The organism is Lysinibacillus sp. PWR01, from assembly GCF_043359455.1.
Lineage (GTDB): Bacteria > Bacillota > Bacilli > Bacillales_A > Planococcaceae > Lysinibacillus > Lysinibacillus fusiformis_F.
Map to the genome: position 1 here is coordinate 1 of NZ_JBHERJ010000025.1, position 23,076 is coordinate 23,076.

Consider the following 23,076-nt stretch of genomic DNA (forward strand, 5'->3'; position numbering starts at 1 on the left):
AGAGCTATTTCACTGATGAAATAGCTCTATTTTTGCTAAATTTGTAAAGGGTTTAACGTAATTTTCAATGAAAAAAAGATTATACTGTAGAAAGAACTAAAAATAGGGGCGGTTACTATGAAAACAGTTGTTGTTTTAGGCGGCGGAATTACAGGACTATGTACAATGCATTATTTACAACGTCAAGTGAAGGAGAATAATTTAGATGTTCGTCTAGTGCTTGTAGAAAAAAATACATATTTAGGAGGCAAATTATATTCAGCACATGAACAAGGCTTCATCATGGAAACAGGTGCTGATTCTATTGTAGCCCGTCATCAAGGCGTTATGGAACTCGTACAGGAGCTTGATTTTGAAGCGGAGCTAGTTTACAACGAAACAGGTATTTCTTATATTTATACGAATAATGAGTTACACGCTATACCAACAGATTCAACATTTGGTATACCGATGAGTTTGGCATCCTTAGAAGAAAGTACACTTATTTCAGAGCAAGGAAAAAAAGCAGCGTTAAAGGATTTAACATTACCAAACAACGGCTTCACAAAGGAAAGTTCAATAGGAGAATTTTTAACTTACTATTTAGGGGAGGAACTGGTGAAAAATCAAATTGCACCAGTACTTGCAGGTGTTTATTCAGGCGATTTACATCAGCTTTCCATTGGCTCTACTTTACCGTATTTAATTGATTATAAGAATAATTATGGAAGTATTATTAAAGGTTTTGATGCGAATCGTGAGCAATTTGTTAAAGCAGCGAACAAAAAATTTATATCCTTTAAAAATGGTTTATCTTCTTTAATTGATCGACTTGAACAAACATTATCAGATGTAGAAATCATCAAGGGCGTTACTACTCTAAATGTTCAAAAACAAGATAAAAACTACACAATTTCCTTAGCTAATGGTGAAAATATTGAGTCAGATTATGTCGTTTTAGCATTACCGAATGATGCTGTTCAAAATCTACTACAGGATGAATCTTTAAACCGCTATTTTGACCAATTTACGACAGCGTCAGCCATTACCATCTATTTAGGCTTTGATGTGCCAGACTCTAGATTGCCAGCAGATGGAACGGGCTATATTGTTTCGCATAATTCGGATGTTACTTGTAATGCAGCAACCTGGACGAGTCGTAAATGGAAGCATACATCGAAAGAACATAAATTACTTGTACGACTCTTTTATAAGAGCATCAATCCAGCCTATGAGCAACTACGTGCCATGACGGATGAAGAATTGGCAGCTGTAGCTTTAGAAGACGTGAGAAAAAGCCTAGGAATTGAGGAACAGCCAACAGTTGTGAATGTAACAAAATGGATTGATCAAATGCCTAAATATGATCTAGCTCATCGTGAAGCGTTACAAGGATTACTACAGGAATTACATGAAAAGTATCCACATTTATCGATTGCTGGGTGCTCATATTTTGGCGTAGGTATCGGCGCTTGCATTCAAAACGGTAAAAAAATTGGTGAAGAGCTTGCGAAGGAACTTGCCAATTTCTAAGGTTTTAAGTGGAAAAAAACTTTGTTATGTGAAATAGTCTTGACTCATTCGTCAGTAAACGATATGATTCTTTTAATTATTTAAAAAATTCATACTTAATTCTTATCAAGAGAAGCAGAGGGACTGGCCCATTGAAGCTTCAGCAACCAACTTTATTGTCAGGTGCTAAATCCAGAAGACCATTGAGTCGAAGATGAGAAGGAACAACAATGATGAATCGTTAAAGCCTTCTTTTTTTATGAAAGAAGGCTTTTTATTATATAGAGACATAGGAAGAGAGGCTAGTTTTATGGGATTGCTTGAAAGGTTAAAAACGCATGTATTGACAGCAGACGGTGCAATAGGCACAGTGCTATATGGCTATGGATTGGAGTATTGCCATGAGGAAATGAATGTTCAGAGACCTGAGTTAATTGAAAAGATTCATAGAGAATATATTGCAGCTGGTGCTGACATCATTCAAACGAATACGTACGGTGCAAATGCCATTAAATTAGCTCGCTATGGATTAGAATCACGGGTCCAACAATTTAATGAAGCGGCTATTACCATTGCAAAACGAGCAGCGGCAGATGGCGGTCAATTTGTCTTAGGGACAATTGGAGGTATTCGAGGAATTCGTAAAAGTGATGCAACATTAGATGAAATATTAGCGACAGTTGAAGAGCAAGCAAATGTTTTACTTGCAGGAAATCCAGACGGCCTTTTACTCGAAACCTATTATGATTTTGAAGAATTAACTGCAACCTTAAAGATGCTACGTGCAAAAACAAATTTACCGATTATTGCACAAGTATCTATGCATGAGCCTGGTGTTTTACAAAATGGAATGTCTTTAAATAATGCCCTGCATGAGCTAGAAACACTCGGTGCAGATATCGTGGGTGTCAATTGTCGACTAGGTCCACATCATACGATTCAAGCATTTGAAGGTGTAGAACTTCCTAACAAGGCATTTATGTCTGCCTATCCGAATGCCTCACTTCTTGACTTAGAAGATGGACGTGTCGTTTATGAATCAGAATCGGATTATTTTGGTCGAGCGGCTGTCGAATTACGTGATCAAGGCGTACGCTTAATAGGGGGCTGCTGTGGTACGACACCGAAACATATTGCAGCAGCAAAGAAGTATTTAGAAGAGTTATCACCGGTTCAGGAGAAGCATGCGAAACCTGAAAAGATTGAGATTGTTCGTGAAGCGGAGCCACCAAAGTATGAGCCTCTTCATGAAAAAGTAAAACGTGAACGCTCTGTCATAGTAGAATTGGATACACCTAGACATTTAGAGATTGATGGGTTCCTTGAAGGAGCAAAGCAACTGTATGATGCAGGTGCAGATGTAGTCATGATGGCAGACAATTCACTGGCCTCTCCACGTATTAGCAATATTGCAATGGGAGCATTGTTAAAGAGTACACATGGTGTACGCCCACTAACACATATTACATGTCGAGACCGTAACTTAATTGGTCTACAATCGCATTTAATGGGATTAAATGCTTTAGGTATTCATGATGTGTTGGCCGTTACAGGTGATCCAACAAAAGTTGGAGATTTCCCAGGTGCGACAAGTGTTTATGATGTATCTTCAATGGAGTTAATCCAATTAATTAAGCAGTTAAATGAAGGGGTTTCTTTCTCAGGCAAGCCACTTCGTAAAAAAGCAAATTTTTCAGTTGCTGCTGCATTTAATCCAAATGTCCGTGTGTTAGATCGTGCTGTGACACGCTTAGAGAAGAAAATTGAGCATGGAGCAGACTACTTCATTTCTCAACCAGTGTACACGAAAGAAAAAATTGTAGAAATTTATGAGGCAACAAAGCATTTACAAGCACCAATTTACATCGGCATTATGCCTGTTACGAGTTATAAAAGTGCTGAGTTTTTACATCATGAAGTGCCAGGTATCAAATTATCCGAAGATGCCTTAGCAAGAATGAAGGCATGTGGGGAAGATAAGGAACGGGCAACATTGGAGGGAATTGCTATTGCCAAAGAATTAGTAGAAGTGGCTGCACAATATTTCAATGGTATTTACCTTATTACACCGTTTTTACGTTATGATGTGACCCTAGAGTTGATGAAATATATAGAGCAATTGGATGAACAGAAAAAAGGAGTAAGTATACATGGCTAAGCACTCGATTGAAGAGCAACTAGAGAAACGTATTTTAATTCTTGATGGCGCAATGGGAACAATGCTACAAAACGAAAATTTATCAGCAGAGGATTTTGGTGGCGAGGAGCTTGATGGCTGTAATGAAAATCTTGTCCTTACTAGACCTGATGTCATTGAGAAAATTCATCACAAATACTTAGAGGCAGGCGCAGATATTATTTGTACAAATACATTTGGTGGGACGCCTCTTGTGTTAAATGAATATGATCTTGGCGCAAAAGCCGAAGAAATTAATAAGCGTGCAGTGGAAATTGCTCGCCAAGCAGTGGATAGTTATTCGACATCGGATTGGCCACGTTTTGTCGCAGGGGCTATGGGACCAACAACAAAAACGTTATCAGTTACAGGTGGTATTACATTTGATGAGCTAGAGGAAAATTTCTTTGTACAGGCAAAGGCATTAATTGAGGCAGGAGCCGACGTTCTGTTATTAGAAACAAGTCAGGATATGCTCAATGTCAAAGCAGGCACCCTAGGCGTAAAGCGTGCTTTTGAGGAAACTGGAAAAGAACTACCAGTCATGATTTCTGGAACAATAGAACCAATGGGTACGACACTTGCAGGGCAAACAATTGATGCCTTTTATATTTCAATCGAGCATATTAAACCATTATCAGTTGGCCTAAACTGTGCGACAGGACCAGAGTTTATGACAGATCATATTCGTTCATTAGCAGAGCTTTCAACAGGCTATATTAGCTGTTACCCGAATGCAGGCTTACCAGATGAAGAAGGTTGTTATCATGAATCACCAGAATCGCTATCGCAAAAATTAAAAGGTTTTGCAGATAAGGGTTGGCTTAATATTGTAGGTGGATGTTGTGGAACGACTCCAGCTCATATTGCAGCCATTCGCGAGGTTTTAAAAGATGAACAACCTCGTCAATTACCTGAAAAAACACATGGTCATGCGGTATCGGGAATCGAACCCTTATTGTATGACGATTCTATGCGTCCGTTATTTATCGGGGAGAGAACAAATGTTATCGGCTCTCGTAAATTTAAGAATTTGATCATTGATGGAAAGTTTGAGGAGGCAGCAGAGATTGCACGTGCACAAGTAAAAAATGGTGCTCATGTAATCGATATTTGTTTAGCCAACCCTGATCGTGATGAATTAGCCGATATGCGTGGATTTATGCAGGAGGTTGTAAAAAAGGTTAAGGTGCCTCTTGTGATTGACTCGACTGATGAAAAGGTTATTGAGGAAGCGTTAAAGTTTTCTCAAGGGAAAGCCATCATTAACTCTATTAATCTTGAGGATGGTGAAGAACGATTTGATGCAGTAATGCCACTCGTGAAGAAGTACGGAGCCTCATTAGTAGTTGGAACCATTGATGAGATAGGAATGGCCGTTGATCGTCATCGCAAGCTGGAAATTGCTGAACGTTCCTATAAACTATTAACTGAGAAATGGGGACTTGCACCGGAGGATATCATTTTTGACCCGTTGATGTTCCCTGTAGGAACTGGGGATGAACAGTATATTGGTTCAGCCCTTGAAACGATTGAAGGCATTCGTCTCATCAAAGAAAAATTGCCGCAGACATTGACGGTACTTGGCGTAAGTAATATCTCATTTGGTTTACCACCAGTTGGCCGTGAAGTACTGAATGCTGTCTATCTCTATCATTGCACACAGGCAGGCTTAGATTATGCCATTGTGAATACAGAGAAACTGGAGCGTTATGCATCCATCCCTGAAGAGGAAATTAAACTTGCAAATGACTTGCTATTTAATACAAATGATGAAACATTAGCTGTGTTTACGGATTTTTATCGTGATAAAAAGAAGGAAAAAACGGAAGCGGATATTCCGAAAACGGTTGAAGGTCGTTTAGCTTACTATATATTAGAAGGTACCAAAGAAGGGCTAATAGAGGATTTAGATGCTGCACGAGAAATCTTTGAGGCACCGCTGGATATTATTAATGGCCCTTTAATGGAGGGCATGGCTGAGGTAGGTCGATTATTTAATGATAATCAGCTCATTGTAGCAGAGGTTTTACAATCAGCAGGTGTAATGAAGGCCGCTGTTGCTCATTTAGAGCAATTCATGGAGAAGGATGAAGAGAGTGCTGGTAAAGGGAAAATGGTACTTGCTACCGTAAAAGGTGATGTCCACGATATTGGGAAAAACCTTGTTGATATTATATTAAGTAATAATGGCTATAAGGTTGTCGATTTGGGCATTAAAGTAACGCCTGCCCAATTGATTGAAGCGATTCGTAAGGAAAAACCAGACTTTATTGGGCTGTCAGGTTTACTAGTGAAATCAGCGCAACAGATGGTCATTACTGCTCAGGATTTTAAAGAGGCGGGGATTGATGTACCTATTTTAGTTGGTGGAGCTGCACTTTCTCGACGTTTTACTGAAACAAAAATTGCAGATGAATATGGCGGTCCTGTTATTTATGCAAAGGATGCCATGCAAGGCTTAGAGCAAGCTAATTTATTAATGGGTGAGGGGACACGTGCAAATTTCTTAGCAGAAATTGAAGAATCCCGTCAAAAACGTTTAGAGGCTGATGAAAAAAGAGCTGCTCGTCCTGCAAAAGAGGTAACAATAAAGCCTGTACGAACAGTAAAGGGAGCGCCAGTATTTTTACCAGCCGATTTACGACGTCATGTAAAAAAAGACTACTCCGTATCGCATTTATATCCTTATGTTAATATGCGTACATTACTGGGACACCATTTAGGCTTGAAAGGGCAAGTTCAGCAATTGCTTGAAGCGGGCGATTCAAGAGCAACAGAGCTAAAGGATTTAGTAGATGATTATTTAAAAAGTGATCTATTAAAGCCATCAGGTTTGTATCAATTTTTCCCTGCTCAAGCAGATGGTGATGATGTCGTTGTGTATGATCCGGCTGATAGTAAGATAGAAATTGAACGTTTTACCTTCCCTCGTCAGCAGGTTGAACCATTTTTATGTCTTGCAGATTTCTTAAAAACAGTAGAGAGCGGTGAAATGGACTATATTGCGCTCATGGTAGTAACAGCAGGTCAGGGAGTTATGGCTAAAGCTCGCCAGTTAAAAGAGGATGGGAAATTCCTTGAAAGCCATGCCTTACAATCGACTGCATTAGAATTAGCAGAGGGCTTTGCTGAACGTATGCATCAGGAAATTCGTGACCAATGGGGCTTCCCTGATGCAACAGATTTCACTATGAGAGATCGTTTTGCAGCAAAATATCAGGGACAACGTTTTTCATTCGGTTATCCTGCATGTCCTAACTTGGAGGATCAAGAAAAACTATTCGGCTTATTAAAACCCGAGGATATTGGCGTTCATCTTACAGAAGGCTTTATGATGGAGCCAGAAGCATCTGTATCTGCAATCGTTTTTGCTCATCCTGATGCTCGCTACTTCAATGTTTAAGGCATAAAATAGGAGGAGATAGATAGTCAATGCCATGACTGTCTATCTCTATTTCATTGCGGATGATGACAATTTGGTTAAGGGAAGTGAGCAGGATGATTCGATTCATGGAAGAAAAAGATATACCTGAGGTTTTGGACATCTATAATGATATTATTTTAACAAGCAAGGCGGTCTATCGATATGAAATACAAACTTTAGATGAAAAAGTACAATGGTTTAAGGAGCAACGAGTATTAGATAATCCTTTGCTTGTATTTGAGGAAAATGGGCTTGTCGCTGGCTTTGCTACCTATAGTCAATTCCGTCCTTATCCAGGTTATCAATATACAATGGAGCATTCCGTCTATGTGCATAAAGAGCATTATCAAAAGGGGATTGCTACAAAGCTTATGCACAAGCTGATAGCGATTGCTGAAGAAAATGGTGTGAAAACGCTTGTCGCTGGCATTGATGGAGAAAACATTGGTAGTATTAAAGCACATGAAAAATTAGGCTTTGAATATGCCGGAACAATCAAAAATGCAGGCTATAAGTTTGAGCAATGGCTAGACCTTGTGTTCTACCAACTGCATTTGACTGGACCGAAATCATAAAAGGATATGACAAATGTCATATCCTTTTTGTGATGTTTGCGTCTGTTGCTGACTTGTACTCTTGTTTTATGATGAGGTCATAAGAAAAAAAGAAACGAGGGAGTAAAAGATGGCAACTATTAAAGAAAAAACAAAAAAGTTACGCCAAGATGTAGCGCCATTTGCTAAATCAGATACGCGTAAAAGTGTTTTTCAGATTATAAATACAATTGTTCCGTTAATTGCATTATGGGTGGCTGGTTACTTGTTAGTGGATGTATCACCTTGGCTAACAGTTGGCTTAAGTGCCATTTCAGCAGGTTTTGTCGTACGAACTTTTATTATTTTTCACGATTGTACACACGGGTCATTTTTCAAAAGTAAAAAGGCAAACGACTGGGTTGGATTTTTTACTGGGGTGCTAACATCATTCCCCTATGAAAAATGGAAACGTGAGCATACAATTCACCATGCAACAAGCTCAAACTTAGACAAGCGTGGTATTGGTGATATTGATATGATGACAGTGGAAGAATATATGCAAGCCTCAAAAGGTCAACGTCTATGGTATCGCTTTTATCGTAATCCATTTGTGATGTTTGGTTTAGGCCCACTTTATATGGTACTTGTTTTAAATCGCTTTAATCGTAAGGATGCTAAGAAGAAGGAGCGTTTAAACACAATTTTAACGAATATCGTCATGGTCGGAATTTGTGCAGCTTTAATTTTCTTCATGGGCTGGCAAGCGTTTTTATTAGTGCAAGGCGTTACTTTATTTATTGCTGGTTCTTTAGGAATTTGGTTATTTTACATTCAGCACACATATGAAGATTCTTACTTTGAACATGATTCTGAGTGGGATTATGTTAAAGCCGCAGTAGAAGGTAGCTCATATTATAAATTGCCAAAAATTTTACAATGGGTAACAGGGAATATTGGTTTCCATCATGTTCACCATTTAGCCCCTCGTGTACCTAACTATAATCTTGAAAAGGCACACAATGAAACACCGCCATTACACATGGCAACAACGATTACTTTACGTACAAGTTTAGAATCACTACGTTACAAGTTATATGATGAAGAACAAGGTAAATTTGTTACGTTTAAAGAGGTAAATGAAATTATAAAACGCAAAGCAAGAGGCAGTATTGCCGCTTAGTTGATAACAGCCATCTCTGCAAGAGAGATGGCTGTTTTATGTAAAGAGAAGAATATGGGTCAAAGCATGTACAGGCATAAATTTAATTTTCTTGTTATAATAAGGGAAAAGTAGGAAAGAGCGTGAGATTATGTTGAGGAAATGGCATAGTATTATTCCGAATAGTCCGATGCTCAGTGTATATTTGTGGATAATTTTTTGTTTCCTACCGTTTTTCTTCATTTTTAGGAAATCATCTTATATCGAAATATCGATAGGCATTACATTTTTAATGCTCTATTTTATCTTCTATCGATTTGCCATGAATTCGAAAAGCGGTTTAGTTTATATGTGGATTAGCTTTGAAATGGTCATAAACATTATTATGACCATCTTGTATGGCTATGTCTATTTGTCCATTTTTACAGCATTTTTTATTGGGAATATCCGAAGACCCGTCGGCTTTTATATTATGTATGGTCTACATATTGGCTTTACAGTTATTTCAACTGGTGCTGGATTCTTTGTAGAGCTCAACCTATTTTTATCGCAGTTGCCTTTCGTTGTATTAACTATTTTAGCTGTTGTCCTTTTACCGCTAACGCTTTATTCCAAAAATAAACGTGAAAATTTAGAGGGACAGTTAGAAACAGCCAATGAACGTATTGCTGAGTTAATTGTTTTTGAAGAACGACAAAGAATAGCTCGAGATTTGCATGATACATTAGGACAAAAATTGTCCATGATTGGTTTGAAGAGTGATCTAGCTTCTAGGCTGATTGAACGAAATCCCCAGCAGGCCTTGATTGAGATTAAGGATATACGCCAGACGGCTAGTATTGCTTTAAAAGAGGTTCGGGAATTAGTTTCAGATATGCGCACGGCAAAATTTGAAGATGAGATCATGCGTATTTCACAAATACTAAAGGCAGCTGAAATGGAGTTTGTCTTTGAGGGGGATAAAAACGCACTGCAAGTTCCACCACTTGTAGAGAATGTTTTATCTATGTGCTTAAAAGAGGCGGTTAATAATGTTGTCAAACATAGTGGAGCAACAAAATGTGAAATTGCCTTCCATCAAAATTTTAAAGAAGTTTACTTAGTAGTGCGAGATAACGGACAGGGCATTACGAAAAAACAAGCCTGGAGAACTGGTAATGGATTGAAAGGAATGCGGGAACGTTTAGAGTTTATTAATGGGTCCTTCAAAATTGAAAGTGTTGAGGGCACCACATTAACGGTAACTATCCCAGTAGCTATTACGCATCAGAATGTCAAAGACAATCTGAAGAATATATAGAAAAGAGGATTGTGACATGATACGAATTGTGATTGCTGAAGATCAGGGGATGCTATTAGGCGCGCTTCGCTCTTTACTTAGTATGGAGGAGGATATGGAGGTTGTTGGCTTAGCAAAAAATGGTGAGGAAGCATTGATGCTTGTGGAAGAGCATCAGCCTGATATTTGTATTATGGATATTGAAATGCCAGTGAAAACGGGACTAGATGCAGCAGAAGAAATGCATAGCACTGGCTCAGGTTGTAAAGTCATTATTTTAACTACATTTGCTAGACCTGGTTATTTCGAACGTGCTAGAAAAGCGAGTGTCAGAGGCTATTTATTAAAGGATAGCCCTATAGAGGAGTTAGTGAGCGCAATCCGTACAATCATGGACGGTAAACGCATTTATGCGCCAGAGCTCGTTGATTTTGTCTATGAAGATGATAGTGAAAATCCTTTAACGGAGCGAGAGAGTCAAGTTCTGACACTTGTAGCAGAGGGCAAGACGACAAAGGAAATTGCTGCTGAGCTGTTTTTGTCTGCTGGCACAGTTCGTAACTATATTTCGACGATTTTAGAAAAACTAAACGTCGGCAATCGAATTGAGGCCATTGCACGCTTTAAAGAAAAAGGATGGAATAAATAAAATGAGAACCTTTTTGCATCATAAGCAAAAAGGTTCTCTTTTTTTTACTTATTACGTTTAGTTAAACGGCCAAGAACGAATGCACCTGCTGCTACTGCAAGAAAAGTATTCGTTTTTTTCGTAAATACTTGTTTTGTGACAAGATTAAGGTTTTGAGGACGCTCAGCTAAACGGCGCATGAAATAGCCGTACCAATCTTCACCGAATGGAACGTACACACAGAAGTTATAGCCCTCTTTTGCAAGTTCTTTTTGCATATCTGTACGGAAACCATATAGCATTTGGAATTCAAATTTATCAAGCGGAATATTATGATCAGCTACAAAGCGTTTTACGTGCGCAATAATATTGTGATCGTGAGTTGCGATTGATGTAAATTTACCATTTAGTAGGTGATATTCAATCAACTCAATAAAGTTTAAATCAATATCTAATTTGTCTTGATAGGCTACTTCAACTGGCTCTTTATAAGCACCTTTTACGATACGTAAACGGTAGTTCTTAAATTTTTCAATATCATCTTTTGCACGGTAAAAGTATGATTGGATGACTGTACCAACATTATTAAATGTTTTCGATAATTCTTCCACCATATCGAAGGAAGTTTGTAGACGTCCATAGTCTTCCATATCAAAGTTAACAAAGATATCGTATGAAGCGGCTTTTTCTACAATCTCATACAGATTGTCATAACAAAAATCAACATCAATATCTAAGCCTAATTGAGATGGCTTTAATGAAATATGTGCCGCTACACCATTTTCGTGAATAGCTTCGATCACAGTAAGGATTTTTTCTTTAGCAGCAGTCGCTTCTTCTTTACTTGAAACAAATTCACCTAGGTTATCTACTGTACAAGAAATATTATGTGCATTTAGTTCTTTGATGCTTGCAATTGTTTCTTCGATATTTGTACCAGCTACTACACTTTGTGCTCCTAATTTTAGGCCATATTTCTTTGCAGCACTATTTAATAGTTGGTTCTCAGATAAGTGGATGAAAAAATCGCGTAATAACATGGTCATTCTCCTAACTGCATTTTCTTTTTAGTATAACATAAATTTTTTAAACTATATTATATTCAGCCTAACAATTATTTCATTTCGAGTAATTGCATACGTTCATTAAATAGTGCAGGATAACTTAAAAAGCCAATCATAACGCTGGATAATGTTGCAGTAGTTAAGAGAGCAAAGATAATTAAAAGTTGAAATTGGACTGCATGAATAGGGTCGGCTCCCCCAATAATTTGACCACTCATCATACCTGGTAACTGTACTAGCCCGATTGTTTTTTGACTCTCAATCGTAGGAATCATACTAGCTTTTATGGCATTAATTAATTGGCGATGAATAGCCTGTTTTGGTGTGCCACCCAGGGATAGTATTAGTTCCATTTGATACTTATGGTTAATAATTTCAGCTGTAAAACGATTTAAGAATAAAATGGATAGCACCATGGAATTACCAATTAGCATCCCGCTAATGGGAATGATATACTGAGCGGTTGCTGGAACAATATGAAAGCCTAGCAAAACACCTTGTGTAATTATTTCTATCATGACAAGAGTCAGTGCTATCTTCCAGGTGATTCCTTTAATACCTGCTCCTTTTTTTCGTGCATTTAACGTGGCTACGATAATCATTAGTGCTACCATCAGTAAAATATAGCTATAACTATTTGCATCAAACACAAATTTTAATATATAGCCGACAGCAAGCAATTGAATGATGGAGCGTAATGTTGCAATAAGCGTATCTTTTTCAAGGTCTAATTTTAATATTTTGGATAATAGTAAAGGGATACAAACAAAAATTAATGTCAGGGATAAGGCTGTATATGTCATTTGTTTACCCCCTGTACAAACTCGGCAACACGTGGATTTGTTGGTGCATCGAGTAATGAACTTTTACCAGTTTCAACGAGCTCCCCATTCATCATAACCCATGTATAGTGACCAATCGTTAGCGCTTGTTGCAAATTATGGGTAATCCAAATCATGGTAACATTGTATTTTTTGTTAATGGTGACAATCAATTTTTCAATATCCTGTACGGATTGACGATCCAAGGCAGACGTTATTTCGTCTAATAATAAAATAGAGGATTTATTGATAAGTGTTCGAGCGATGGATACCTTTTGACGTTGTCCGCCTGATAGATCATTTGTAGATTGATGCAGGAAGCTTTCGTTTAACCCAACGTCCTCTAAATATTGAATAGCCTCCTGCTGCAAAAGTTTTTGTCCTTGCAGTGTACGGGGAAGTGCAAGATTCTCTAACACTGTACCTGCTATCATAGGAGCTGCCTGTAAAGCAATACCAACATGCCTTCTTAAAGCTGTTGGATCATATGTAGAAATAGGTTGATTATCGACGAGTATATGCCCATTTGATGGTGAGAGAAGGCCATTACATAATTTAAGTAATGTTGTTTTACCAGCGCCAGAGGGGCCAACGAGAGTGGTGATTTGCCCTTTCGGAAATGACCCAGTAATTGACTTTAATATCATTTTGTCATTTACTGAAAAATGAACTTGTTGAAAGTGAATGGCAGGTTCATATAACATATTCATCTATTGAAACTCCTTTACTTTAGTCAGTAAAATAACTGTAGCATGAAATGACTGGAAGATGGTGTTGAAATAAAAGAAAGAAGGGGATTTGGGAATGGAAATATTGTATTTCGATACATTAACATATGAACAAGGCGATATGTATGTTGTGGCTTCAGACAAAGGACTTGTTTATATAGGTACACCAAATGCACCATTCGATGAAGTAAAGGAGTGGGCTATAAAACCATTTAAAGGATATTGTTTTGAAGAGAATTCAGAAAAGTTGCTCCCATATAAAGAGCAGTTAACAGCCTATTTTAAGAAGGAACTTATTGAATTTAATCTTCCAATCCATGTGAAAGGGACAGCATTTCAATTAGCAGTGTGGGATGCATTAAAAGAATTACCCTATGGTACAACAACAACTTATGGAAATATTGCTCAACGCATTGGTAATCCCAAAGCGGTTCGAGCGGTGGGGACTGCTATTGGAGCAAACCCAATCCTGGCAATTATTCCATGTCATCGGGTTATTGGCAAAAATGGTCAATTAACAGGCTTCAGAAGCGGCTTAGCTATGAAACAATTTTTACTTGAGTTAGAGAAGGAATAGAACGAGTGAAGCGGTAAATGTTAGTCTCTTGCGAAATAATGGAAAGAGCGCTTTTTCTATGGATTGGATCACTTCAAACAAAGTAACCTTCTTTCTCTGTAAACGAACAGTTTCACATGTAGGAGTGCACCAAAAGAAATCTGCCCCATTATCCAGAGATAAAGGAGCAGATGAACTAGCTATACATGTTGTTCTTCTTGAACATTGTTCTGCGTTTTACCGAAATGTGTTAAACGATGAGCGAAGGTTTCGCCTCGTACAGCGGAGCTTTTGAAAATATCTTGGTATTCGTAGGCAGGCGTTCCGTGTTCCATTACATCTAATCCAGCAATTTCTTCTTCAGCTGTTACTCGTAATGGGACAAATGCTTTGATGATCAATAAACCTGCAGCTACAGATACACTAACCCAAGCAATAGTTGCAATAACGCCGATTGCTTGAATACTTAATAGACCAAAACCCCCACCATAAAATAAGCCTTGCCCACCAATATCAAATAGGCCAACTGCCAGTGTTCCCCAAATACCACAAATACCATGAACAGCAATTGCTCCAACAGGATCATCAACTTTTAGCTTCCACTCTAGGAAGCGTACACCTTCCACAAGTAAAGGGGCAGCAATTAAACCAATGATAAGTGAGCCAAAAATGCTGACATTCGCTGCACCAGCAGTAATCCCTACAAGCCCAGCTAATGCACCATTTAATGTAAGAGAGCCATCGATATGTCCGTATCGAAATTTTGTATAGAAAGCAGTGGCAACGACACCAGCTGCAGCTGCAAAAAACGTATTAGCAATAACACTAGGAACTAGCTCTGGATCAGCAGCTAATGTAGAAGCGCCATTGAAGCCGAACCAACCAAACCAAAGTAAAAATACGCCTAATGCACCTAATGGAATGCTGTGTCCTGTAATAACATTTACTCGACCATTTTCATATTTGCCTAGTCGAGGTCCAACCATAACTGCTGCGACAAATGCTGCAACAGCCCCTGTTAAGTGGACAACTGTCGAGCCAGCAAAATCAACAAAACCTAAATCTGTTAACCAACCTTGACCACTCCAAACCCAGTGGCCTACTACAGGATAAACAACTAAAGACATAAGTATAATAACTCCAACATAAGCGAAAATATTAGTACGTTCTGCAACAGCCCCCGATAAAATAGTTGCACCAGTTGCAGCAAACATCGTTTGGAAGATAAAGAAAGAAAGATCATCTACTCCTTTTAAAGCAAAGCCACTTGTGCCGAAAATGCCACCTACTGAGTCTCCGAACATAATGGCATAGCCACATAAAAAATAGACGATCCCACCAAGAGAAATGGTAAGAAAATTCTTCATGATGATATTGACTGCATTTTTTGAGCGGGTAAATCCAGCCTCAACCATAGCAAAACCTGCATGCATAAAGAATACTAAAATAGTGCCAAGCATCACCCAAATTAAATTAACAGATAATAGTACCTCATCCATCTATATCGCCCCCTTTATTCTACTGCAATCGATCCGACTTCTTTTGTTCGGATACGAATTGCTTGTTCTACTGGATAAATGAAAATCTTCCCGTCCCCAACTTTACCGGTTGCTGCTTCACGCAATAAAATCTCTACAATGGCATCAACTTTGCCATCGTCTACAATCATTTCTAATTTTAATTTAGGTAAAAATTCAATTTCATACGTATTGCCGCGGAAGAGTCCTGTTCGACCTAGCTGACGACCACAACCAGCGATTTCAGAAACGCTTAACCCTGCAATTCCTTCCTGTGCAAGACCATCCCGAACAGCTCCAAAAACTTCAGGACGAATGATTGCTTCAATTTTTTTCATGAGTACCAGCTCCTTGCGTAAATTTAATTTACATGTTAAAACGGTATTAAAAACAGTGCAATTGTTTTTTTGAATTCTATGTAAGGTTAGTTTACATAGAATATTTCTAGTCTCGAAGTATTTTAGAAAAAAGGTTTTTATAAAGGGAATGAAAGCGGTACTAAAATTTGTGTCTAAAATGTGTACGGTTCTAAATTTTCTGACTATTTATGTTAGAAAACCTAACATCTACAAGAGGGAATGTAATACGCAAGAATTTGGGTATATAGTGTATACTAGGACTAATTATCAAAGCGGAAGAAGGGGTTTCTTTTGAGATCGAACTATGCAGATGATAGCTTAGCGCTACACACAGACTTATATCAAATCAATATGGCAGAATCCTACTGGGCGGATGGCATACATAATAAAAAAGCGGTTTTTGAATTGTATTTTAGAAAATTACCTTTTGGTAATGGCTATGCCATATTTGCTGGGTTAGAGCGAATGCTTGATTATCTACGTGATTTTCATTTTAGTGAATCGGATATTGCGTATTTACGTGATGAAGTAGGTTATAAAGATGACTTTATCCAGTATTTAAAGAACATCCGATTTACTGGAGAAATGTATTCCATGGTAGAAGGGGAACTGGTTTTCGCTAATGAACCAATCGTCCGAATTGAAGCTCCATTAGTAGAGGCGCAGCTAATTGAAACAGCCTTACTTAATATTGTTAACTATCAAACATTAATTGCTACAAAGGCTAGCCGTATCAAGCAAATTATTAAAAATGAAGTGGCGATGGAATTTGGTACAAGGCGTGCACAAGAGATGGATGCTGCTATTTGGGGAACACGTGCCGCGTTTATCGGTGGTTTTGCTTCCACAAGTAATGTTCGAGCAGGTAAACTTTTTAAAATTCCTGTCTCTGGTACACATGCCCATGCATTAGTACAAGCTTATAAAAATGATTACGATGCATTCCATGCTTATGCAAAACGTCATCGCGATTGTGTGTTTTTGGTAGATACTTATAATACATTGAAATCAGGGGTGCCAACTGCAATTAAAGTAGCTAAAGAGCTAGGAGACAAAATTAACTTTATTGGCATACGCTTAGATAGCGGCGATATTGCTTTCTTATCAAAAGAAGCTCGTCGTATGTTGGATGCTGCAGGCTTCCATGATGCCAAAATCATTGTCTCAAACGATTTAGATGAATACACCATCTTAAATTTAAAAGCTCAAGGAGCAAAAGTGGATGTTTGGGGAATTGGTACAAAGCTTATTACAGCTTACGACCAGCCTGCGTTAGGTGCAGTATATAAAATGGTGGCTATCGAGAATAGCGAAGGGCAACTTGAAGATACAATAAAAATCTCAGCTAATGCGGAAAAGGTATCAACGCCAGGCTTGAAAAATGTCTATCGTATTATCGATAAAAAGAATGGAAAGGCAGAAGGAGACTACATCACAATGCACGATGAAAATCCTCAAGCTGAGGAACGTATCAAAATGTTCCATCCGATTCATACGTTTGTCTCAAAGTTTGTCACAAATTTTGAAGCAAAAAATTTACATCAGCATGTTATTAAAAATGGAGCGATCAATTATCAAAACCCTACATTAGAGGAAATGCGTGATTACGCGGCGGAGAATTTAGAGCTGTTGTGGGATGAATATAAGCGTGCGATGAATCCTGAAGAATATCCGGTCGATCTCAGTCAAAAATGCTGGGATAATAAGATGCGTAATATTGAAGAAGTGCATGCGATGGTTAAACGAATGTAAAAAGGAGTGACGGGTGCAATGACTTTACAGCAACAAATTATTGAGGAATTACGCGTACTGCCTAACATTGATGTACAGAGGGAAATACGTAAATCAATTGATTTTTTAAAGGAATATGCAAAACGCTATAGTTTTGTAAAAGGTTTTGTTCTTGGTATTTCTGGTGGTCAAGATTCAACATTAACAGGAAAACTAGCGCAGTTGGCTATTGATGAATTAAATGCAGAAGAGGGAGAAATGAAGTATTCGTTTTTCGCTGTACGATTACCATATGGCGTACAAGCTGATGAACAGGATTGCCAAGATGCCATTGATTATATAAAGCCAACGAAGGTTTATACAGTAAATATAAAAGACGCAGTGGATGCTAGTGTGAGAGCTCTAACAAATGCGGGGGTTGAGCTGAATGACTTTGTGAAAGGGAATGAAAAGGCTCGTGAGCGTATGAAGGTCCAATATTCAATTGCTGCAATGAATGGAGCGGTTGTATTAGGAACAGATCATGCTGCGGAAGCTATTACAGGCTTCTATACAAAGTTCGGGGATGGTGGAGCAGACTTAATGCCAATCTTTCGTTTAAATAAACGACAAGGAAAGCAATTGTTAGCAGAACTTCAATGCCCTGAGCATCTTTATAAAAAGGTGCCTACAGCAGACTTAGAAGAAGATCGTCCCTCATTGCCAGACGAAGTGGCGCTAGGTGTGTCGTATGATCAAATAGATGATTATTTAGAGGGGAAAGAAATTCCAGAAGAACCTCGCCAAAGATTAGAAGGGTATTATTTGCGTTCCCAACATAAACGTCATATGCCAATTACAATATTTGATGATTTTTGGAAGTAAGATGAGCGAAAAGGGTTATAAAGAAAGTGGTTTCACTTTTAAAAATAGCTCTTTTCGCTCTTTTTTTATGTATTATGGTTCTATGTTGTTAATTGTCGGCATATAATGTCGATATAATTACCTATAAGGATAATAAAATGTAGGGGAGGGTAACTTTTTATGAGGACTTCTAGAGTGAGTGCAACGACAAGTAGTGTTTTTCGGCAGGAACAACAGTATTTACATGCTGGTGATCTCAGCCATAACTTTGGGCAAAATCCACAAAAGCAATTTCGGAATAGATTACAAAAAAATAAAGAGAAGACGTACAATTCAACAACTATTTCTGTTAATTCACAACAGCAGCAACCGATTACACCTATCCATATAGATAGCGCTAGTGATTTGGAAATTCGCCGTGAATTAAATGAGACGGCATTAAAGCTCAGTCGTTTAAACAAACAAAAGAAGCGTCTCAATAGTTACCGTTCTTCCATATAAGCCAAACTCTCCACATCAGTGTGGAGAGTTTTTATTTTTGAGGGGAAGTAAATGAAAGTACTAAATTCAAAATATTTGAAGTGAAGATGTTCATGGAATGTTCAAGGTAATTTTTCCATTTCTTCACAGCGATTTTTAACTAATTTCACAACTAATCTGTAATGTAGGATATGGCAACAAAAAACTAAACTTGGAGGATAAAGTTGTGAAAAAATTATGGTTACCTGCACTAATATTATTATTTGTACTTGCAGCTTGTGGTAGCGAAAAAAAACAGGTAGAAGAAACGGAAATTGAGCAAGAAGTTACGAAAAATGAATCAGAAACCGTGCAAGTTGCTTCATTAGTAGATACACGGTTACAAGAGCCAGAAGAAGAGACAACTTGTGAAATGTGTAATATGAAAGTTTATATGAAAGACCATGATATGGGTGTATTTTCAGCACAGGCAATAAAAGAAGATGGAACAATCGCTTTTTATGACGATATTGGCTGTTTATTAAATGCAGAGGTTGCTAATGAAGAAAAAAACGAAAAATTTGTACGTGATTTTGTGTCGAAAGATTGGGCAAAGATTGAAGATGTAACAATTATAAAAACAGAGCTGAAATCTCCGATGAACTGGGGCTATATTTATTTCGTGGACAAGGCTGAAGCAGATAAATATATGCAAGAAAATTCGAAAGCTTATGTGGAGGAACTACAAAAAATTAAAGATGATGCATTGGAGAGACGTAAGAAAATGATGCAAAAAAAGGCTGAGGATGAAAAAGATGCATCCGGTTCTATGCATTCGAATGAGATGAATCAAGAAGGGCACGGTCATTAAATCATAGACTAGGGGAAATCCTCTAGTCTTTTCTTGCTGAATGAGGAGGTGGAAAGTGATGAAACAAATAGGCTTACTCTTTTTGTTTTTTCTATTTACCAGTCAAACGGCGTATGCAGAATTTGATATTCAATATGCTATCGATCAAGCAAAAGCTGGAGATAGTATTCATATTCCTGCTGGTCGTTACCAAGGGAATTTCGTTGTGAAGAAACCGATCAAACTGTACGGACAAAAAGGGACTGAGCTTTATGCCCAAAATGATGAACCTGCATTAAAAATTGAACATGCAACGAATGTTTCCATAGAAAATATAAGAATAACAGCAAAAAATAAAGGAATTGTTGCTAATGAGGCGGATAATTTAGAGCTAAGAGCTATTGAACTAAAAGATATCCGAGTTGGTATATATCTTCAACAATCAAGGCATATTCGAATTTTAGAAAATAGGATCATTGGAAATGAATCTCACTTTGCTGAAAAAGGAAATGGAATTGCGATTTTTAAAAGTGAAGATGTCGTGATCGATCAAAATACGATCGAACAAGTCCAGGATGGTATATATGTTGAAGAAGGGACGCGAATAGATGTACAGCGAAACAAGGTAACAAATAGCCGTTATGGAACACATTTTATGTATTCAAGTAATGTGAAGGTGTTGTTCAATACATATTTACAGAATGTTACAGGTCTTATGGTGATGATGACTACTAATTTAGAAATAAGTAGTAATACAATTAGTGCTCATAATGGCTTCAATAGTTATGGACTTATGATGTATGACACACAGGAGGCAATGGTAAGAGAAAATAGCTTTCTACATAATCGTGTAGGGGTAGCGTTGCAGAAGAGTTCAGTGATTCAAATACAAGAAAATCGCTTTCAGATGAATCAAACTGCATTAGAAGGTACAAAAGTCGATGAGCGTTCGATCATTATGGATAATCAGTTTACAGGCAATATATTAACAGCAAGGTCAGACAATCGGGGGTTACGTTTAATTCATAATTTTTATGATGATTATACAGGGCTAGATGTTACAGGTGATGGTTTTGGAGATGTTCCATATGTGGCTGTGTCAAGTTTTGGACAATGGATGGTGAGACAGCCGGTTTATCAATTTTTTGTGGCATCACCAAGCGTTGTTATCCTGACGTCACTAGATCAACAGATTAATAAAACAGAACGAAATCTACTGGTAGATAATGAACCAAAATTACTGAGCAATATGAAAGAGATAGAGTTTTCATTAAATATCTTACAATTAGTGATTGGTTTTATCGTGTTTATGGGAAGTTTATGGCTTTGGAAAAGGGGGATACGAGTGTGACTAGATGGATAATGATAGTAATTATATGTGGCGTTATTTTAGGAGGCTGTGGTGAAAAAGCATACCATCCACGTGAAATCAATAGTGAAACAGATGTTTGTAAAGTTTGTAATATGAGTATTGTTCATAATGAATACGCAGGGCAAATTGTTTTGAAAAATGGAGACTATGAGACTTTTGATGATATTGGATGCTTAATGGATTACATTGAGCTAAATGGCGATGGTGAAGTGGGAGCAGCCTATATTAAAAATAAAGCAACGAATGAATGGATTGACGTTTATAAAGCGATTTATGTGTACAACAAAAATTATTGGACGCCGATGAACTATGGTGTTATTGCATTTGCTACAAAAGACGAAGCCAAAGAATGGATGAATGATGAAGAAGAAGGTCAACTATTTGCCTATCGTGATTTGCTGACATTGAATTGGGGGATTCATGAGTGATGTTTGTAAAAATAGAGCTGAAGCAGATTTTAAGAAGTCGATGGATGCAACTAGTAGCCTTTCTGTTTACGTTTGTTTTCGTTGCCATAGTCGTCATTCAACAAATGGCTTTACCAGATATTGAAGGCTTTACACGTCAAACTGCATCATTTTTAAGTGTGTTATTATTTCTGCTGCCGCTATTTATCCTCACCATTGGTAGTATGAGTATAGCTGGTGATATAGAATCAGGTTGGTTATCGTTATTAAAAACATACCCTATGAAGCGGAAGCAATATATTACAGGCAAATATGTAGCTACGGTACTTGCGTTTTTATTAGTAATAGTAGTGGCATTTGGTTTTGTATTAACCGTAGGTGGGTTACTAGGTGGGGTACGGTTACCAATTGTTTTAGTTATTCTTACGCTATTATGTATTATTATCTTTGTGTCTTTAGGAATCTTGCTAGGGGTATTTGCAAAAACAAGATTATTTGCACTTGCATTATCACTTGTAGTATGGTCCTTTCTTTTATTGCTCATTTCTTATGCTTTAATGGCGATAGGTGCAGTTGTTTCAGGGCATCTTTTACAAAAGCTCATCATCATAACGATACATATTAATCCAGTAGAATGGCTGCGCTTCGGCTATTTTATATTTAGTAATCAAGCTAGTGTGCTTGGTCCAGCCTTTTATGATGTAACGAGGTTTTACTTATCACCGCTTGGTCAGGTGGTGTATGGAATAATAACAATACTCTGGATTGTACTACCGTTAATGCTTGCTACGAAGCTGTTAAAGGAGGGGGAGCGGCGATGATTCTGTTAGAGGGAAAAAATGTAGCTAAGGTTTATGAAAATGATAGAGGATTAAAAGAAGCCTCCTTTCAGCTGCAAGCTGGTCGAATTCTTGCATTGGTTGGAGGAAACGGGGCTGGAAAGAGTACTTTGATTCGTTTGTTAACGGGTCAAGAGAAACAGCAATCTGGTGAAATAATATGGCATCAACCACAAACAATCCGTTTTATGCCTGATGATGTAAACTTTCCAATTATGCTAACTGCAGCTGAAATATTAGAGCTGTTGGCATCTTTAAAACAAGTAGATAAATATGAGCAAGAGAATGTACTGAAGCGTGTTTCCTTGTGGGATGTTCGGAAGCAAAGAGCTAAACACTTTTCCAAAGGGATGCTCCAACGGCTAAACCTAGCCCAGAGCTTACTTGGTAACGGGTCATTGTTAATTTTAGATGAGCCAACGAATGGTCTAGATCCCTTTTGGATAGCACAGTTGAAAAACATGATGTTGGAGGAGAAGAAAAAAGGCAATACCGTTATCTTCTCTACTCATTTGCTATCTTTTGCTGAAGAAATAGCAGATGATGTATTAGTTTTACATGAAGGTGAAATTATCATTTCTGGGGCGATATCTGAAATTTTCTTGCAAGAAAATTCTACATCTTTAGAAGAAATATGGTTAAAAAGATTGAATTTGTAACATTCTAATGGTTAATGACGTTATATAATAAGGATTAGGCTTGTTTGGATGTTATCAAACAAGCCTTTTTTATGAATGTTCGTAGGAAGTAGAAGTTTCAGATAATTGTTTTACAAGACAGATTTCGCTATGCTTAGATTAAGTTTGCTTGCAATTCACACAATTGCTTGATGGA

Annotated in this window: 21 protein-coding genes and 1 riboswitch; of the genes, 16 read left to right on the forward strand and 5 right to left on the reverse strand. The window is 37.7% G+C overall.

Features of this window, described 5'->3' with window-relative positions:
- Positions 1-117: 117 nt before the first annotated feature.
- The 7 genes from ACEVFT_RS03405 to ACEVFT_RS03435 all read left to right on the forward strand — a co-directional run bounded on the left by ACEVFT_RS03405 (position 118) and on the right by ACEVFT_RS03435 (position 10,717).
- Positions 118-1,512 (forward strand): protoporphyrinogen oxidase, encoded by a 1,395-nt coding sequence (locus ACEVFT_RS03405; RefSeq protein ID WP_393948135.1) that lies wholly within the window; start codon positions 118-120, stop codon positions 1,510-1,512.
- Positions 1,513-1,611: 99 nt separating this feature from the next.
- Positions 1,612-1,712: riboswitch (SAM riboswitch) on the forward strand.
- An 89-nt stretch (positions 1,713-1,801) separates the two neighbouring features.
- Positions 1,802-3,649 carry a bifunctional homocysteine S-methyltransferase/methylenetetrahydrofolate reductase gene (locus ACEVFT_RS03410; protein WP_205445791.1) on the forward strand — a complete coding sequence of 616 codons (1,848 nt, stop codon included), beginning with the start codon at positions 1,802-1,804 and terminating at the stop codon, positions 3,647-3,649.
- Entirely contained in the window at positions 3,642-7,073 is a 3,432-nt protein-coding gene (gene metH / locus ACEVFT_RS03415) for a methionine synthase (protein ID WP_393948137.1), read from the forward strand. Before ACEVFT_RS03410 ends, metH begins: the two co-directional genes overlap by 8 nt.
- A gap of 95 nt (positions 7,074-7,168) precedes the next feature.
- Positions 7,169-7,669 carry a GNAT family N-acetyltransferase gene (locus ACEVFT_RS03420; RefSeq protein WP_393948139.1) on the forward strand — a complete coding sequence of 167 codons (501 nt, stop codon included), beginning with the start codon at positions 7,169-7,171 and terminating at the stop codon, positions 7,667-7,669.
- A 109-nt stretch (positions 7,670-7,778) separates the two neighbouring features.
- Positions 7,779-8,810, forward strand: coding sequence for a Delta(5) desaturase DesA (desA, locus tag ACEVFT_RS03425; protein ID WP_205445786.1), 1,032 nt, complete (start codon positions 7,779-7,781; stop codon positions 8,808-8,810).
- A gap of 130 nt (positions 8,811-8,940) precedes the next feature.
- Entirely contained in the window at positions 8,941-10,089 is a 1,149-nt protein-coding gene (locus ACEVFT_RS03430; protein ID WP_419776226.1) for a sensor histidine kinase, read from the forward strand.
- Positions 10,090-10,105: 16 nt separating this feature from the next.
- On the forward strand, positions 10,106-10,717 hold the full coding sequence (locus ACEVFT_RS03435) for a response regulator transcription factor (RefSeq protein WP_048394990.1): 612 nt from the start codon (positions 10,106-10,108) through the stop codon (positions 10,715-10,717).
- Between the two features lie 44 nt (positions 10,718-10,761).
- Here the strand turns inward: ACEVFT_RS03435 and ACEVFT_RS03440 are convergent, their stop codons facing one another.
- From ACEVFT_RS03440 to ACEVFT_RS03450, 3 genes are all read right to left on the reverse strand, one after another.
- Positions 10,762-11,736: a proline dehydrogenase family protein gene (locus ACEVFT_RS03440; protein ID WP_279496305.1), complete on the reverse strand. Its 975-nt coding sequence runs from the start codon at positions 11,734-11,736 to the stop codon at positions 10,762-10,764.
- 74 nt (positions 11,737-11,810) lie between these two features.
- Positions 11,811-12,563, reverse strand: a complete 753-nt coding sequence (locus ACEVFT_RS03445) for an ABC transporter permease (protein ID WP_279496304.1) — start codon at positions 12,561-12,563, stop codon at positions 11,811-11,813.
- Entirely contained in the window at positions 12,560-13,291 is a 732-nt protein-coding gene (locus ACEVFT_RS03450; RefSeq protein ID WP_016995349.1) for an ABC transporter ATP-binding protein, read from the reverse strand. Before ACEVFT_RS03450 ends, ACEVFT_RS03445 begins: the two co-directional genes overlap by 4 nt.
- A 94-nt stretch (positions 13,292-13,385) precedes the next feature.
- Here ACEVFT_RS03450 and ACEVFT_RS03455 point away from each other — a divergent pair, with 94 nt between their 5' ends.
- Entirely contained in the window at positions 13,386-13,886 is a 501-nt protein-coding gene (locus tag ACEVFT_RS03455) for a methylated-DNA--[protein]-cysteine S-methyltransferase (protein WP_279496303.1), read from the forward strand.
- Positions 13,887-14,065: 179 nt separating this feature from the next.
- Here ACEVFT_RS03455 and ACEVFT_RS03460 read toward each other — a convergent pair whose 3' ends face one another.
- Together ACEVFT_RS03460 and ACEVFT_RS03465 are read right to left on the reverse strand one after the other, a co-directional pair.
- On the reverse strand, positions 14,066-15,364 hold the full coding sequence (locus tag ACEVFT_RS03460) for an ammonium transporter (protein WP_279496301.1): 1,299 nt from the start codon (positions 15,362-15,364) through the stop codon (positions 14,066-14,068).
- 14 nt (positions 15,365-15,378) lie between these two features.
- Positions 15,379-15,720, reverse strand: a complete 342-nt coding sequence (locus ACEVFT_RS03465; RefSeq protein ID WP_016995352.1) for a P-II family nitrogen regulator — start codon at positions 15,718-15,720, stop codon at positions 15,379-15,381.
- A 312-nt stretch (positions 15,721-16,032) separates the two neighbouring features.
- Here ACEVFT_RS03465 and ACEVFT_RS03470 point away from each other — a divergent pair, with 312 nt between their 5' ends.
- The 8 genes from ACEVFT_RS03470 (at position 16,033) to ACEVFT_RS03505 (ending at position 22,901) form a co-directional block, all read left to right on the forward strand.
- Positions 16,033-17,493 (forward strand): nicotinate phosphoribosyltransferase, encoded by a 1,461-nt coding sequence (locus ACEVFT_RS03470; RefSeq protein ID WP_082148178.1) that lies wholly within the window; start codon positions 16,033-16,035, stop codon positions 17,491-17,493.
- An 18-nt stretch (positions 17,494-17,511) separates the two neighbouring features.
- Positions 17,512-18,336, forward strand: a complete 825-nt coding sequence (nadE, locus tag ACEVFT_RS03475) for an ammonia-dependent NAD(+) synthetase (protein WP_048395002.1) — start codon at positions 17,512-17,514, stop codon at positions 18,334-18,336.
- A gap of 159 nt (positions 18,337-18,495) precedes the next feature.
- Positions 18,496-18,816: a hypothetical protein gene (locus tag ACEVFT_RS03480; RefSeq protein WP_048395004.1), complete on the forward strand. Its 321-nt coding sequence runs from the start codon at positions 18,496-18,498 to the stop codon at positions 18,814-18,816.
- A gap of 205 nt (positions 18,817-19,021) precedes the next feature.
- The gene (locus tag ACEVFT_RS03485) at positions 19,022-19,645 is read left to right on the forward strand and encodes a nitrous oxide reductase accessory protein NosL (protein ID WP_054548895.1); all 624 of its coding nucleotides are present in this window, start codon (positions 19,022-19,024) and stop codon (positions 19,643-19,645) included.
- Positions 19,646-19,703: 58 nt separating this feature from the next.
- Complete coding sequence (locus ACEVFT_RS03490; RefSeq protein ID WP_393948142.1) at positions 19,704-20,975, forward strand: NosD domain-containing protein; 1,272 nt, start codon at positions 19,704-19,706, stop codon at positions 20,973-20,975.
- Positions 20,972-21,424: a nitrous oxide reductase accessory protein NosL gene (locus tag ACEVFT_RS03495; protein WP_233436264.1), complete on the forward strand. Its 453-nt coding sequence runs from the start codon at positions 20,972-20,974 to the stop codon at positions 21,422-21,424. Before ACEVFT_RS03490 ends, ACEVFT_RS03495 begins: the two co-directional genes overlap by 4 nt.
- The gene (locus tag ACEVFT_RS03500; protein ID WP_066038122.1) at positions 21,424-22,224 is read left to right on the forward strand and encodes an ABC transporter permease; all 801 of its coding nucleotides are present in this window, start codon (positions 21,424-21,426) and stop codon (positions 22,222-22,224) included. The genes ACEVFT_RS03495 and ACEVFT_RS03500 overlap by 1 nt, the downstream gene beginning before the upstream one ends.
- Positions 22,221-22,901 (forward strand): ABC transporter ATP-binding protein, encoded by a 681-nt coding sequence (locus ACEVFT_RS03505; RefSeq protein WP_083225410.1) that lies wholly within the window; start codon positions 22,221-22,223, stop codon positions 22,899-22,901. The genes ACEVFT_RS03500 and ACEVFT_RS03505 overlap by 4 nt, the downstream gene beginning before the upstream one ends.
- Positions 22,902-23,076: the final 175 nt, after the last annotated feature.

What these genes read in the sequence shown, in the direction of transcription:
- ACEVFT_RS03460 (WP_279496301.1), bottom strand. Translation starts at nt 15,364, where the DNA reads ATGGATGAGGTACTATTATCTGTTAATTTAATTTGGGTGATGCTTGGC.
- metH (WP_393948137.1), top strand. Translation starts at nt 3,642, where the DNA reads ATGGCTAAGCACTCGATTGAAGAGCAACTAGAGAAACGTATTTTAATT.
- ACEVFT_RS03500 (WP_066038122.1), top strand. Translation starts at nt 21,424, where the DNA reads ATGTTTGTAAAAATAGAGCTGAAGCAGATTTTAAGAAGTCGATGGATG.
- ACEVFT_RS03505 (WP_083225410.1), top strand. Translation starts at nt 22,221, where the DNA reads ATGATTCTGTTAGAGGGAAAAAATGTAGCTAAGGTTTATGAAAATGAT.
- ACEVFT_RS03465 (WP_016995352.1), bottom strand. Translation starts at nt 15,720, where the DNA reads ATGAAAAAAATTGAAGCAATCATTCGTCCTGAAGTTTTTGGAGCTGTT.
- nadE (WP_048395002.1), top strand. Translation starts at nt 17,512, where the DNA reads ATGACTTTACAGCAACAAATTATTGAGGAATTACGCGTACTGCCTAAC.
- ACEVFT_RS03445 (WP_279496304.1), bottom strand. Translation starts at nt 12,563, where the DNA reads ATGACATATACAGCCTTATCCCTGACATTAATTTTTGTTTGTATCCCT.
- ACEVFT_RS03480 (WP_048395004.1), top strand. Translation starts at nt 18,496, where the DNA reads ATGAGGACTTCTAGAGTGAGTGCAACGACAAGTAGTGTTTTTCGGCAG.
- ACEVFT_RS03410 (WP_205445791.1), top strand. Translation starts at nt 1,802, where the DNA reads ATGGGATTGCTTGAAAGGTTAAAAACGCATGTATTGACAGCAGACGGT.
- ACEVFT_RS03435 (WP_048394990.1), top strand. Translation starts at nt 10,106, where the DNA reads ATGATACGAATTGTGATTGCTGAAGATCAGGGGATGCTATTAGGCGCG.
- ACEVFT_RS03430 (WP_419776226.1), top strand. Translation starts at nt 8,941, where the DNA reads ATGTTGAGGAAATGGCATAGTATTATTCCGAATAGTCCGATGCTCAGT.
- desA (WP_205445786.1), top strand. Translation starts at nt 7,779, where the DNA reads ATGGCAACTATTAAAGAAAAAACAAAAAAGTTACGCCAAGATGTAGCG.
- ACEVFT_RS03455 (WP_279496303.1), top strand. Translation starts at nt 13,386, where the DNA reads ATGGAAATATTGTATTTCGATACATTAACATATGAACAAGGCGATATG.
- ACEVFT_RS03420 (WP_393948139.1), top strand. Translation starts at nt 7,169, where the DNA reads ATGATTCGATTCATGGAAGAAAAAGATATACCTGAGGTTTTGGACATC.
- ACEVFT_RS03440 (WP_279496305.1), bottom strand. Translation starts at nt 11,736, where the DNA reads ATGTTATTACGCGATTTTTTCATCCACTTATCTGAGAACCAACTATTA.
- ACEVFT_RS03450 (WP_016995349.1), bottom strand. Translation starts at nt 13,291, where the DNA reads ATGAATATGTTATATGAACCTGCCATTCACTTTCAACAAGTTCATTTT.
- ACEVFT_RS03490 (WP_393948142.1), top strand. Translation starts at nt 19,704, where the DNA reads ATGAAACAAATAGGCTTACTCTTTTTGTTTTTTCTATTTACCAGTCAA.
- ACEVFT_RS03405 (WP_393948135.1), top strand. Translation starts at nt 118, where the DNA reads ATGAAAACAGTTGTTGTTTTAGGCGGCGGAATTACAGGACTATGTACA.